A 14,248-nucleotide genomic window follows, 5' to 3' on the forward strand; every position below is an offset into this window, starting at 1 on the left:
AGTCAATAAACGTCTATTGAGGCTGATGATATTAAACTAAGCAATGAGTTGTCCTTGTATATCCGCAATCCCCACCGTCACAATACACCCCGCGTTAAATTGCAAAAAATCCTCTTCAATGCCATCTGAAAAAATCACCCCGTTATCAGGCATTAGAGACTCCAGTGCTAATGGACTATTGGGCTCTATCGTCCCAAAAACCCACTTTGTGCCCGTTGTTTTACTTAAGAATGGCTCTCTCACGCTAAACTGTAACTTGTTGTCTCCCCATGAAAATCCATTCGCCAGCGGGTGATTTTTTGTGCCTGTAATCGCCTGAGCGCCGGCCAAAATAGATTGAAACCACCCTGTTGACCCAAGACCTGTCGAAATAATGATCCCTGACGAAGACTGAAACTCTTGCTCGCCTTGCCAGTTAAGCAGATACCGCACTGATGTATGGCTTTTGGGGCCAATAAATAAGTCATTTACCGCTAATAAAGACTGCCCATCATTCGTTGTGGCCTTAGCAAAAGTCACCGATTTTTGTGCCATTTTCCCTTTTAATGTCTGGGTTACCACATCCCTTAATTGACCGATTTCAAAGGGCAACAACTTACCATCCCACCTTGCAGGGTCTGGGTTGATGGCAATCACAGGTTGACCTTGCAGGTATTTTAGCGTGTTCGCAACCAAACCATCTTGCCCAATAACCACCACAATATCCTGTTTGGAAAATTGGTAACTGGGTAGTAATTTTCTTTCTAATAATTGAAATCGACCTAGTGATTTCAATACAGATTCCGCTTGAACTAATTGCCGTTGGTATAAATCATGTTCATGTAAGTAATCATCAACCTCGACATGATTATGCTCTAAATAGAATTTGGCTTGCGGCCATGTGTTAAAACGTTCAATCAGCTCTTGTAAGCGTGTCTTACGCATGACTAAGACAAAACGCGCATCATCAATTCCTTTCATCATTTAGCCCCTTTTTTCATTAATTGGCCGAATAAATCAGGGGAGATATTAAGCTCACCAATTTTTCCTGCATTTTGTGCCAGTGATTCAAACGCCATCGCCATTAACTGTTCTGGCCCCATTTTGGCCAGCGCTAACGCTTTTAAATTCTCCACAGGTAACTGGCTATAGGCTTTCATTTTTGATTCAATGGCATATGCATCTGCATCAGATTGAATACGTTGGTTCCCGACACTGAGCGCCACCAATTCTTGGCGTTTTTCTTCCGCATTGACTTGTGCGGTCAACTCCTCTTGCTCGATTTCAGTACGTTCACGTAATAATCGACGTTCATTATCCAATCGCGCCTCTTCGATTTGCTGCTCTTTCGCTTGAACGGAGAGATCGGTTTCTAATTCTGCCTCTTTGATAGTCCGTTCTTGCTCAACAGAGAATTTGCGCCTTGCGTAAATCGCATCATCCGCCTCTTTTAGAATGGACTCCCTCGCCTGCGCTTCAAGTGCTTTCAAGGTTTCCGGTGATGGTGTAATCGCCGCAATAGAGACCTCAAGAATGTCTATCCCTAATGAATTGATAACCGACTGTTCCGCTAACTGTTGGGAAACCAACGTAACTAATGAACGGCTAATTAATAATGCATCACGTAATGATGTACTTTGGATTTTCGCTTGGATCACCGTTTGCGCCGCACGTACCACCCTGTCGCTCATTTTTAATGGGTCTTCGGATGAATAACCTTTCCCGTCTTTGGTTAAGTTAAAATTTAATACATCGGCCGTTTTTTCTGGCTCTTTGACTTGAAATGAAATTTGCCCCTGTACTCGTAAGCTTTGAAAATCAGCAGTTTGTAGGTTAAAAATAAACGGCGCCTCTTGTGCATTGAGTGGTAAAGCGGCAATCGATGTTTTATCTGCGTTATACCAAAAACTGATCCCTTTGCCTTGCTTACGTACCTTTCCATTCACTGATTGAATAACAAAAGTGGATGAGTCTGCTTTGAAATATTTAAAGTTAATCATAGTGGATCCCTCATTATTGTCTTTATGACCTTAATAAATTATTGTCTTATAGACACAAACAAGTCAAGCATTAAATGTCTTAATGACAATAACTATTTTTGCGTGTATGATTTAACCCTAAAATTCATCTTTAACGTTAAGTGGTAACAATATGAATGAAAAAGAGTTTCTTGCTAGCTATGACAGAAAAGAATACTTATCGCCTTTACTCACTGTCGATGCCGTTTTGTTTACTTACCATGAAAACACGTTGAAGGTATTATTGGTTGAACGAGCAAGTTTCCCCGAAAAAGGGAAATGGGGCTTACCAGGGGGATTTATTGATGAGCAAAATGATCAAACCTTAGAAGAGACGGTTTTACGCAAACTAAAAGAAAAAACAGGCGTGATCCCCCCTTATATTGAGCAACTTTGTACAGTCGGCAACCACCAACGCGATCCGCGCGGTTGGTCTGTGACAGTATGTTATACCGCATTGATTGCTTACCAAGCCTGCGAAGCACATATTGAAACGGTAGATTCCGTCAAATGGGTAGCGATTGATGAGATTGAACAGCTCCCCCTCGCATTTGATCATCTTGAACTTTACCAACAAGCCAGAGCTCGCTTAACACAAAAATCCCTGTATTCAATTGTGCCGGGCTTTGCCCTACCTGATGTATTCACCCTAGCAGAGTTACAACACGTACATGAGGTATTGATTGGTAAGCCCTTGCAAAATAAATCTTTTCGGCGACGTTTAGAGCAAGCCGATTTATTGATTGATACTGGTGAAAAGCGCCATGAACGGGGTCGCCCTGCTAATTTATACCGTTTAAAGTCCCAATCAGCCGATTACCGTTTTATTCGCAATTTAGAATTTTAGCTATTGATACGCCTGATAAAAACCATTATCAGGCGCTATAAAAAAGATTAGTGGCAAATAGCTGGAGTCACTATGTAGGTGAAAACCAATTTATCTGACTTATGGTAATTGTGCGTGATCCCTTCTGGGAACATTTCATGCAGCATTTTCATACCTGCATCTTTACCACAATAGTTTTTATCTAAGATTTCACGCATATTTTGCTGCCAGTTTTTACCTTCTAGAACATTATCAGGGATACCCTTGATGGTGTATTGGTAAAACAACATGCCATTTTGGTTAGCGGTCACTTCCGTCAATAATGTGACGTCATCAATCAACATCGGCAATGCTTTTGCCATTTCAGTCAAGAAAACATCACGTAGTAATGTCGGGTCATCATCCCCTTTGGCATTAAACGCATTAATTTTATCTTCCGTTGAATTGGCTTTTATTTCATCATAGCGTTGTTTTAATTCTGAATTTGCTGTTGACCCTGACGTTTGTTCAACCGGTTTTTTCTCTCCCACATCGGGGGAACACCCTGCGATTAATACTACACCTAACAGTAACCCAACCACTTTTTTAAACATAACCATCCCATTCACCTATTTTATTATTTATATAGCCGAATGAGTTTACCATAATGATAAATTAAACTTATAGGCAGAAAAATCCCCTTTTTCAACCTAAAGGGGATGATGAAGAGACTAGAATGATGCCAACCACATGCGCATTTTTAAGCCGTAAGAACTGGTCCAACCCGAGGTAAAACTCACTAACTCACCGTTATCAATCACCATAAATGTTGGCGTTGCACTCACCCCAACGGCATTGGAAAGCTGCCCGTTGATATCGTTGATGACAGGGAAGCTAAGCTCTTTCTTTGCCATTCCATTGATTAAACGCGGTGTTTCACCCGAACGTATGGCAACCGAGATAATCGGCATACCTGATTGACTTAAATCAGACACCATTGGCGAGGTTAAATTGCATACCCCGCACCATGTCGCCCAAAAATAAACCAATACCGGTTTTTCCTTACTTAGTTCTGCCAATGAAACGCTTTCACCATTAACTAAAGTGTGTTGTTCTAATAGCACAGGTGCAAGGGTTTGCGGCTTGCGCCACAAGTCCATGACGGTAAAGGCAACAAATAAAATAACCGCCAGAACAATAATTTCTTTAGACCACTTTTTTAGTCTATTCATAAGGTTATTAACCAACTTTTCTTCAAATAGCCCAAACTTAAGATGTAAAAAACCAAAACATTCAACTGAAATGAATGCTTTGCTATTTAAAAAATACATTGTTTCCTAATGCTTTTCCCTCAAACTTATCCTCTAAATAATTCGGGTTGTGGCTAGGCGGCAAACGAGACTATTGTGGGGAGCATACACAAGTAAGTGACCCACGTAGTCAAGAGCAGCCAACAACGCCACAGCGCGAACTATGACAAGGACGAGGAATTATTTCAGCTTAGCGAGCTGCTCCTTCACCACCTCTTCAAACTGCTGAGCATCAATGGCCCCTGGGATCATCTCATCGCCCACTAGCGTCGCTGGCGTTCCATTCACCCCAAGTTTTTCCGCTAACATCATGTTTGTGCGGATGCCTTCACGGCTTTTCTCACTCGCTTTGAGCTTATCGTTACCCGTTGCTTTGAGCGCATCTTTGATATTTGCATCTGACAGCATGCCTTGTTTTTGCATGAATTTATGATGCAGCGCTTCGAATGCTTTCGGGTCTTCTTGCCAGAGAGTCATGGTCAGTTGTGCTGAATCTAATGATGTTTGGCCTTTGAATGGTAAATACTTGATCACTACCGCTACGTCATCTGGGTATTTTTTCACGATATCCATCAGTTGCGGGTCAAAACGTTTGCAATATGGGCAGTTAAAATCGGTAAAGTTAACTAACACCAATTTGGCATCTTTTTTACCTATGCGCGGGCTTGTTGGGTCGTTAAATAAGGCATTTTGCTCCGCTTTTAACGTTTCTTTCATCTGCGCTTGTTGTTTTTCGCCTTGCTTCGCTTGCAGCGCGACAATGGCTTCTTCTAGAATTTCTGGGTTTTCAACTAAGGTATCACGCACTAATTTACGCACTTGCGCTTCTTGGTCTGCCGTTAATGGGGCTGCTTGTGCTGTTGCACCAATCATAAGTGATGAGAACAGAACAGCTAAAATTGTTTTTTTCATTTTGAGGCTCCTTTGGCCTGATCCATAACTGAGATTAACGATTCACGGTCAAGTAATGTTGACAGAACTTCGCCGCCGGCCAAGTTAGGGCCATAGATTTGATTAAAAGGTACCGCAACTTGCCCACGTTTTTGCAAGAATGCAGTGATTTCAGGAGACGGTTTCGTCCAATCTCCCCGCAATGCGACAACATCCGGCTCACCTAACAGTTGCTGAATATCATCTCTTAACAATACATTATATTTGTTCGCCTTACAGGTCACGCACCACTCTGCAGTGACATCAATAAAGACGCGCTTGTTTTGCGCTAAGGCATCGGTGATAGCCTGCTCAGTCAACGGTTGCCAATTTACCGTATCTTTCACTAACGAACGGCTTCCCGTCTGCTGCCCTTGAGTCATCCAAACAAAAGCGCCCGCAAACAGTGCAAATAACACCAATGGGAAAATAGCTGCTTTTATCCCTTTTTTGATAGCAATAAACACCACCAATAAGACCAAGAATGCGATCGCAATCGAGGTGGAATACGTTGCACCAAAATGAGGAATTAATAAGCTAATTAACCATAGGCTAGACACTAACATCATCAGACCAAGCACAGCACGCAATTTCAGCATCCATGTGCCTGGTTTCGGAAGTAATTTCGCAATAGTTGGAAAAGCGGCAATCAGTAACCAAGGTAGGCTCATCCCAACACCCAATGCTGTAAAAATTAACCATAATTCACTCATTGGTGCGGCGAGGGCAAAGGCCACTGCGGTGCCCAAAAATGGTGCAGAACATGGGGTCGCTAATAAGGTAGCAAATACCCCTTGCCAGAAATGCCCACTGTTACCATGGCCACCTGCTGTCGCAAGGCGTGTGTTCGCTTTACTACCGAGGTTAATTTCGAATAAACCGAATAAATTGGCTGTAAACAGTGCAGTGACTAGCACCATAAAGCCAATAAACCACGGATTTTGGAACTGAATCCCCCAGCCAACAGCCTGCTGGCCAACACGTAATAGGGTCATCAACAGGGCGAGTAACCAGAAGGAAACTAAGATCCCAGAGGAAGAGAGTAAAAACTGGCGGCGAATGGTTTTTTGTTCACCTTGTGGCACCATCAGCACGGAGCCTAGTTTCATTGCAAGCACAGGGAGAACGCATGGCATCAAGTTAAGAATTAACCCGCCAACCACCGCAAACAATACCACTTGCCACAACGAAATTGCACTGCCCGCACCATTTTGACTAATTGAACCAGTAAATGGTGTTACTTCACTGCTTATTTGCTGGGAAATATCACCGTCGGTGACCACAAATGAGACAGTTTTGCCTGTTAAGTTAGGCGATGCATCCCCCCAGTCATCACTTACATCTATAGTTGCAGTAAGATTGTTCCCTGATGTTTTGATCACTGGTACACCTAAAACAGCGCCATCGACTACATCAGTGAAAATATTGGGTTTAATCCATGCACTACCTGAATTTTTTTGCAGCTCAATAACCAGTTTTTCATTCGCAAAACCCGCTTTGGCTTGCTCGACTAAGCCACTTGTAGGCGGTACGGCGCCTTTGGCTTGGTTAAACGCCCACGTAAAATCAGCGGGAGCGGGCTCAGTTAAATCGAGTTCGAAAGGATAATCGGTTAAAATACAGACATTACTACAGGTCGATAGTGTTAACACACCCGATAATTTATCAAGTTTGTCTGAACTAGAAACTGTGATGGGAAATACAATATCCCCCATATAACCTTGGGTTGATACCCCTGCCACATCAAAACGCCCTGGCGCAGGCCACTGCCAATCGATTGTTTCTACGGGACTTGACCAAGCGATTTCAGGTGCAACGCCCCCTTCTCCCGGTGAGCGCCAATAAGTCTTCCAGCCATCATCGAGCTTCACATCTAGCAAAACATCAATTTTGCCGTCGTCCTGTTGAGTCGAACTCAGCAAGCGCACTTGTGCATGCATTGGGGTGTTATCACTCATCCACCCGGTTTTTGCAGGTTGCAACCACCCCGTATCCGCAGCCTGTAAGCTGCTAGAAAATAAAGTAAATAAAACCAAAAATGAATTAATTAAAAAACGCATTGTTTCCTCCAGAATAAATTACACCAACGAATTGAAATTCGTTGTGCGCTAATTCCGAAGATTACAAAATTGTAAGTGTCGTCTGACTCTTGGAGGGGCATGTTTTTCTTCATTGTTTGCTCTAGATATAAATAGATTAGTGCAAAATACCATTAATGCAGCTAAAGCAAGAAACATAAAGAAGAAAGGTTCAATAACAGCAGGCAGCAACGTGATTAATGATTTAGCACTAAGCTCGCAACTGGAAAGATGTGTGCCACTATCATTCTGTTCTAATTGAGATTTGTCTATATAAGAAAGGTTAGAACCCGCATTGTTTTGTGCTTGAACTAAAACATTTGGCACAAAAAAATTGGCAAATAGACGCTCTCCGACGGCTCGCTGATTCATACAAATCAATACCATCAGACAGGCGAATATCACTAATCCTTTACCTAATTTTAAATGCCTGTTCATGCGTTTCTCGGTATATCTTCCTGAAATAACACCAATTAAACAACTTTAGCAATAATAACGATGGAGATCGAACTTTGACTAAAACCGCTATGCCATCTATAAGTTAAATGGAGGTTACATCTTACACAGCAAAACGTTCCGTACAAGTAGCATCATCTAACTTTACAAATACATTTCCCTTTTTGATAAACAAAAATTCACCTATCTCTAAAACTCGGCACAGAAATTGCTACATCTTATACAGAAATGAAAGTGACGATAGCTTGCACCCTAACAGTGCACGATTATCAGTTTTAAGCAATTTTTAGTCGTTATTCATCATATTAGTGCGCTGATTCAAGAATGCACCAAATAATATGCGAGATAGCTCCCGAAATTGAAACAATCCATTTTCATTAATTAACAAATTTAATTACTTTTTAACAATAATAAAACATACAGCCGATGATCGTGGCATTATCGAAATCCTCGATACATCAGCAAATACAACACAACAAAGCCAACGTCATTCAAGTGTGACCTCGTTCCATGGTAGGGAACATTTGAAATATGGCGGGTTTACACCGATGTTTTAAAGGAGCTGTAATTATGCGTATAAGTAAGCTTGTATTATCGATGATGATTTTAGGTGCAACCTGCGCGGTTCAAGCAGACGAGCTAAACGGTACTCTGAAAAAAATCAAAGACAACGGTGTGATTGTTGTAGGTCACCGTGAGTCCTCCGTGCCATTTTCTTATTATGACAATAACCAAAAAGTCGTTGGCTATTCACAGGACTACTCAAACGAAATCGTTGATGCAGTGAAGAAAAAATTGAATATGCCTGATCTACAAGTGAAGTTAATCCCAATTACTTCGCAAAACCGTATTCCATTACTGCAAAATGGCACCTTTGACTTCGAATGTGGTTCAACCACCAATAACGTAGAAAGACAAAAACAAGCGGCATTCTCCAACACAATTTTCGTGGTGGGTACACGCTTACTCACTAAGAAAGATTCTGGCGTCAAAGATTTTGCTGATTTAGCAGGGAAAAACGTTGTTGTGACCTCAGGTACAACATCTGAAATCCTGTTAAATCAATTAAATGACGAAAAGAACATGAAAATGCGCATTATCAGCGCCAAAGACCATGGTGATTCATTCCGTACTTTAGAGTCAGGCCGTGCTGTCGCCTTTATGATGGACGATGCACTGTTAGCGGGTGAACGTGCGAAAGCGAAAAAACCTGAAATTTGGGAAATCGTTGGTAAGCCACAAACTGAAGAAGCCTATGGCTGTATGTTGCGCAAAGATGACCCGCAATTCAAAGCGCTGGTCGATGAAACTATCGCAACTGCACAAACCTCGGGCAAAGCTGAAAAATCCTTCGACCGTTGGTTTAACCAACCTATCCCACCAAAAAATCTGAATCTGAAATTTACTTTGTCCGATGAAATGAAAGCACTGTTTAAAGCGCCAAATGACAAAGCACTAAACTAATAAAAAAGACAAACAGGGTGTTACTGGAAGTAAGGGTTGCAAGGCGGTCGTTCCCCGCCTTGCTCACTCTTCGCAGTATTCGGGACAATCTAATTGCCCACAGGAAGTCAAAATTATGTCAATTAATTGGAATTGGGGGATTTTCCTTCAGGAAGCCCCGTTTGGGAATACCACCTATTTAGGGTGGTTAATATCTGGCCTAGAAGTCACTGTCACACTTTCTATTTGCGCATGGATTATCGCATTCTTAGTTGGTTCATTCTTCGGTATTTTACGTACAGTCCCTAACCGCTTTTTAGCCTTTTTAGGTACCGCTTATGTGGAATTATTCCGTAACGTGCCACTCATCGTGCAATTCTTCACATGGTATTTAGTGATCCCTGAGCTGCTTCCGCGCTCTATTGGCGATTGGTTTAAAATGGAGTTAGATCCTAACTACCAATTCTTTATTTCCTCAATGTTATGCCTTGGATTATTTACAGCAGCACGTATGACCGAGCAAGTACGCGCCGCAATCCAATCCCTGCCTAGAGGGCAAAAAAGTGCGGCGTTAGCCATGGGGCTAACCTTGCCACAAACCTATCGCTACGTGCTATTGCCAAATGCATATCGCGTGATTTTGCCACCAATGACCTCAGAAATGTTGAACTTAGTGAAAAACTCCGCCATTGCCTCCACCATTGGCTTAGTCGATATGGCGGCGCAAGCAGGTAAGCTGCTCGATTACTCGGCTCATGCATGGGAATCATTCACTGCAATCACATTAGCTTATGTAGGTATTAACGTCGTCATTATGATTTTGATGACGCTATTAGAGCGCAAAGTTCGCTTACCTGGCACATTAGGAGGGCGATAAGATGATTTATGATTTTGACTGGAGCTCAATTGCCCCAAGCATGCCCTTCTTAATTGATGGCTTTATTGTGACAGCTAAAATCACGGTAACCGCTATTGTGGTCGGAATTTTATGGGGAACCGTATTGGCGGTAATGCGTTTATCGACCTTCAAGCCAATTAGCTGGTTTGCTGCGCTGTATGTCAATACGTTCCGTTCCATTCCACTGGTTATGGTCTTGTTATGGTTCTATTTAATCGTTCCTAGCTTATTGCAAAATGTTCTAGGCTTATCACCAAAAAATGATATTCGTTTGATTTCAGCAATGATAGCCTTCTCTCTTTTTGAAGCGGCTTATTACTCCGAAATTATTCGGGCAGGTATTCAAAGTATTTCCCGAGGTCAAGCCTCTGCTGCATTAGCACTAGGCATGACACAAATGCAAACCATGAGACTCGTCGTGCTACCACAAGCATTTAAAGCGATGGTGCCACTGTTATTAACGCAGGGTATTGTGTTATTTCAGGATTCATCCCTTGTGTATGTCCTGAGCTTAACCGACTTCTTCCGTACCGCCACAAACATTGGTGAGCGAGATGGCACGCAGGTAGAGATGGTACTGTTTGCAGGTCTGGTGTACTTTATTATCAGTTTTGGCGCTTCAATGTTAGTGAATTATCTTAAGAAAAGGACTGTTTCATGATTACCCTGAAAAATGTCTCTAAATGGTATGGCCAATTTCAGGTGCTGACAGACTGCACAACTGAAGTTAAAAAAGGCGAAGTTGTGGTAGTTTGCGGGCCATCTGGTTCGGGTAAATCCACATTAATAAAAACAGTGAATGGTTTGGAACCTATTCAGCAGGGTGAGATTTTTGTGAATGATATTCAGGTCAATAGCAAAAAAACAGACCTTGCGAAACTGCGTTCTAAAGTAGGAATGGTATTCCAACACTTTGAATTATTCCCACATTTATCCATTATTGAAAATCTGACATTAGCGCAAGTTAAGGTCCTTAATCGCGATAAAAAAGCGGCTGAAGCTAAAGGTTTGAAGCTGTTGGAGCGTGTTGGCTTATCCAGCCATGCAAATAAGTTCCCAGCACAGCTTTCAGGTGGTCAGCAGCAACGTGTGGCTATCGCTCGCGCTCTTTGCATGGACCCAATTGCGATGCTGTTTGATGAGCCAACATCAGCACTTGACCCTGAAATGATCAACGAAGTGCTTGATGTTATGGTGGAACTCGCCAATGAGGGTATGACCATGATGGTGGTCACCCACGAAATGGGCTTCGCCAAAAAAGTGGCTAATCGCGTGATTTTTATGGATGAAGGTAAGATTGTTGAAGACAGCAAGAAAGAAGACTTTTTTGCTAACCCACAATCCGACCGCGCCAAAGATTTCTTGGCGAAAATTCTGCATTAATTTTTTACAGGGAGCCATTTGGCTCCCTCCTCTTCAGGTCACAATTTCGCACCGATTCACACACCAAATTGCGATTATTCATGGATAAAAATCCACAACAACTCGATGAATTTGAAATAGTTCAAGAAACCACTACCATTTACCTGACTTTTTAGTTAAGTTGTTTGGTCATCAGAGTAAAATATACTGACTCCGTTCCCCGAAAAGCAATATCCAGCTTCCCCCGTAGGTTCAGCTAATCAACTATTGTTGTTTTCGGTAAGGATCCGCTATGCTATGCGGATCTTAATTAAGAAAGACATTCACGCTACAGATGTAGCCTTTATTCACCATAGGATTATCGGTGCCATGCAAGAACAATATCGTCCAGAAGATATAGAGCCTAAAGTACAGCGTCACTGGGATGAAAAAGCAACTTTCAAAGTGACTGAAGACAACAGCAAAGAGAAATACTACTGCCTGTCCATGCTACCTTACCCTTCTGGTCGACTACACATGGGCCACGTACGTAACTACACCATTGGTGACGTAATTTCCCGCTACCAACGCATGTTGGGGAAAAACGTTCTCCAGCCGATTGGTTGGGATGCGTTTGGTCTACCCGCTGAAGGCGCTGCGGTTAAAAACAACACTGCACCTGCACCTTGGACATACGCCAATATTGATTATATGAAAGGCCAACTGAAAATGTTGGGCTTTGGTTATGATTGGGATCGCGAAGTCACCACTTGTACCCCTGAATATTACCGTTGGGAACAATGGTTCTTCACTAAGTTATATGAAAAAGGCTTAGTGTATAAAAAAACTTCAGCGGTTAACTGGTGCCCACATGACTTAACCGTTCTGGCGAACGAGCAAGTAGTTGATGGCTGCTGCTGGCGTTGTGACACCCCAGTTGAACGTAAAGAAATTCCACAGTGGTTTATTAAAATCACCGATTACGCAGAAGAGCTGCTCAACGATCTGGATAAATTAGAAGATTGGCCTGAGCAAGTTAAAACCATGCAACGCAATTGGATTGGCCGCTCTGAAGGGACTGAAATTACCTTTAACGTCGCGGATCGTGCTGAAACCTTAACCGTTTACACCACTCGTCCAGATACCTTTATGGGTGCAACCTATGTCGCCGTTGCTGCAGGCCATCCTCTGGCAAAAGAAGCGGCAGCAAACAACGCTGAATTAGCCCAATTTATTGATGAATGCCGTAACACCAAAACCGCAGAAGCGGATATGGCGACCATGGATAAAAAAGGCATGGCGACAGGTTTGTATGTTATCCACCCATTAACCCAAGAGAAATTACCGATTTGGGTCGCTAACTTCGTATTAATGGAATACGGCACTGGTGCGGTCATGGCGGTTCCTGCTCACGACCAACGTGACTGGGAATTTGCTCACAAATACAATTTGCCAATCAAAGCCGTCATTGCTGATGCAGAAGGTAACGAGCCTGATTTAACTGAAGAAGCCATGACAGAGAAAAATTCCCTGATTAACTCAGGTGAATTTAGTGGCTTAGATAACGAAGCTGGCTTTAATGCGATTTCTGACAAACTGGTTGCTTTAGGTGCTGGCCAACGCAAAGTGAATTATCGCTTACGCGACTGGGGCGTTTCTCGTCAACGTTACTGGGGCGCACCAATCCCAATGGCTACATTGGAAGATGGCACTGTCGTTCCTGTTCCTGAAGATCAACTGCCGGTCATTTTACCTGAAGACGTTGTGATGAATGGTATCACCAGCCCGATTAAAGCGGATCCTGAGTGGGCAAAAATCACCATTGATGGTCAGCCAGCGCTGCGTGAAACTGATACCTTCGATACCTTTATGGAGTCGTCTTGGTACTACGCTCGTTATACATGCCCACAACACGATGAAGGCATGTTAGACCCAACCGCGGCAAACTATTGGTTACCTGTAGACCAATATATCGGTGGTATCGAACACGCTATCATGCACCTTATGTATTTCCGCTTCTTCCACAAACTGATGCGTGATGCAGGCTTAGTAAACTCCGATGAACCCGCTAAACGCTTACTGTGCCAAGGTATGGTTTTAGCTGATGCGTTCTATTACACCGGAAGTGACGGCCAACGTGTTTGGGTTTCTCCAGCAGAAGCGATTGTTGAGCGTGACGATAAAAACCGTATTGTTAAAGCCGTAGACGCAGAAGGCCATGAACTGGTTTATACTGGTATGAGCAAAATGTCTAAGTCGAAAAACAACGGTATTGACCCGCAATTAATGGTCGAAAAATACGGTGCTGATACCGTTCGTCTGTTTATGATGTTCGCTGCTCCACCGGAGTTAACCCTTGAGTGGCAAGAATCGAGCGTTGAAGGGGCTAACCGTTTCGTTCGTCGCGTCTGGCGTTTAGTGCATGAACACACACAAAAAGGTGCAGTTTCACCTTTAGATATCAATGCATTAACCCCTGAACAAAAAGATTTACGTCGTGACTTACACAAAACTATCGCGAAAGTGACTGATGACGTGGGTCGCCGTTATGCATTCAATACTGCTATCGCTGCTATCATGGAATTCATGAACAAATTGGTTCGTGCACCACAAGAAAGCGAACAAGACCGTGCATTAGTGCAAGAGTCTCTTGAAGCAATTACCTTGATGCTTAACCCTATTATTCCACACGTTTGCTTCGAAATGTGGAAAGCGCTGGGCCATCAAGAAGATGTTGATTTTGCAAACTGGCCTATCGCTGATGAAAAAGCCATGATTGATGACACCAAATTGGTTGTCGTTCAGGTCAATGGTAAAGTCCGCGGGCGTATTACCGTACCAGCTGATGCAAATCAGGAATTTGTTTTGGATATGGCTCAAAAAGAGTCAAGCGTCGCGAAATACCTTGAAGAAGTGAGTATTCGCAAAGTAATCTATGTACCAGGCAAATTGCTGAACCTTGTTGTAGGTTGATATTAGGTTGTTGGCTG

General features: G+C 42.8%; 13 protein-coding genes. 6 read left to right on the plus strand and 7 right to left on the minus strand.

All coding sequences use genetic code 11. From position 1 onward, the window contains the following. Positions 1 to 36 precede the first annotated feature (36 nt). A complete protein-coding gene (locus J6836_RS12230; RefSeq protein WP_219249497.1) occupies positions 37 to 960 on the minus strand; it encodes a sugar kinase in 924 nt (307 codons plus the stop codon). After that, positions 960 to 1,979, minus strand: a complete 1,020-nt coding sequence (locus J6836_RS12235; protein ID WP_219244322.1) for an SPFH domain-containing protein — start codon at positions 1,977 to 1,979, stop codon at positions 960 to 962. The genes J6836_RS12230 and J6836_RS12235 overlap by 1 nt, the downstream gene beginning before the upstream one ends. A gap of 151 nt (positions 1,980 to 2,130) precedes the next feature. On the opposite strand from J6836_RS12235, the gene J6836_RS12240 reads away from it, so the two are divergent. After that, entirely contained in the window at positions 2,131 to 2,844 is a 714-nt protein-coding gene (locus J6836_RS12240; protein WP_219244323.1) for an NUDIX hydrolase, read from the plus strand. Positions 2,845 to 2,891: 47 nt separating this feature from the next. On the opposite strand, the gene J6836_RS12245 is transcribed toward J6836_RS12240, so the two are convergent. From J6836_RS12245 to J6836_RS12265, 5 genes are all read right to left on the minus strand, one after another. Beyond that, positions 2,892 to 3,422 (minus strand): protein K, encoded by a 531-nt coding sequence (locus tag J6836_RS12245; RefSeq protein ID WP_219244324.1) that lies wholly within the window; start codon positions 3,420 to 3,422, stop codon positions 2,892 to 2,894. Positions 3,423 to 3,533: 111 nt separating this feature from the next. Further along, positions 3,534 to 4,034: a protein disulfide oxidoreductase gene (locus J6836_RS12250; RefSeq protein ID WP_219244325.1), complete on the minus strand. Its 501-nt coding sequence runs from the start codon at positions 4,032 to 4,034 to the stop codon at positions 3,534 to 3,536. 258 nt (positions 4,035 to 4,292) lie between these two features. Then, positions 4,293 to 5,024, minus strand: coding sequence for a DsbA family protein (locus tag J6836_RS12255; RefSeq protein WP_219244326.1), 732 nt, complete (start codon positions 5,022 to 5,024; stop codon positions 4,293 to 4,295). Next, on the minus strand, positions 5,021 to 7,102 hold the full coding sequence (locus tag J6836_RS12260; RefSeq protein ID WP_219244327.1) for a protein-disulfide reductase DsbD family protein: 2,082 nt from the start codon (positions 7,100 to 7,102) through the stop codon (positions 5,021 to 5,023). Before J6836_RS12260 ends, J6836_RS12255 begins: the two co-directional genes overlap by 4 nt. 48 nt (positions 7,103 to 7,150) lie before the next feature. Then, positions 7,151 to 7,558, minus strand: coding sequence for a metal resistance protein (locus tag J6836_RS12265; RefSeq protein WP_219244328.1), 408 nt, complete (start codon positions 7,556 to 7,558; stop codon positions 7,151 to 7,153). A gap of 615 nt (positions 7,559 to 8,173) precedes the next feature. On the opposite strand from J6836_RS12265, the gene J6836_RS12270 reads away from it, so the two are divergent. The 5 genes from J6836_RS12270 to leuS all read left to right on the plus strand — a co-directional run bounded on the left by J6836_RS12270 (position 8,174) and on the right by leuS (position 14,231). Further along, entirely contained in the window at positions 8,174 to 9,040 is an 867-nt protein-coding gene (locus J6836_RS12270) for a glutamate/aspartate ABC transporter substrate-binding protein (RefSeq protein WP_442959477.1), read from the plus strand. A 115-nt stretch (positions 9,041 to 9,155) separates the two neighbouring features. Further along, on the plus strand, positions 9,156 to 9,896 hold the full coding sequence (locus J6836_RS12275) for an amino acid ABC transporter permease (RefSeq protein ID WP_219244330.1): 741 nt from the start codon (positions 9,156 to 9,158) through the stop codon (positions 9,894 to 9,896). A 4-nt stretch (positions 9,897 to 9,900) separates the two neighbouring features. Then, a complete protein-coding gene (gene gltK / locus J6836_RS12280) occupies positions 9,901 to 10,578 on the plus strand; it encodes a glutamate/aspartate ABC transporter permease GltK (RefSeq protein ID WP_219249499.1) in 678 nt (225 codons plus the stop codon). Then, the gene (locus J6836_RS12285) at positions 10,575 to 11,300 is read left to right on the plus strand and encodes an amino acid ABC transporter ATP-binding protein (protein WP_219244331.1); all 726 of its coding nucleotides are present in this window, start codon (positions 10,575 to 10,577) and stop codon (positions 11,298 to 11,300) included. Before gltK ends, J6836_RS12285 begins: the two co-directional genes overlap by 4 nt. Positions 11,301 to 11,648: 348 nt before the next feature. Further along, the gene (gene leuS, locus J6836_RS12290; protein WP_219249501.1) at positions 11,649 to 14,231 is read left to right on the plus strand and encodes a leucine--tRNA ligase; all 2,583 of its coding nucleotides are present in this window, start codon (positions 11,649 to 11,651) and stop codon (positions 14,229 to 14,231) included. The last annotated feature ends 17 nt before the right edge of the window (positions 14,232 to 14,248 follow it).

Source organism: Providencia sp. R33 (genome assembly GCF_019343475.1).
GTDB lineage: Bacteria > Pseudomonadota > Gammaproteobacteria > Enterobacterales > Enterobacteriaceae > Providencia.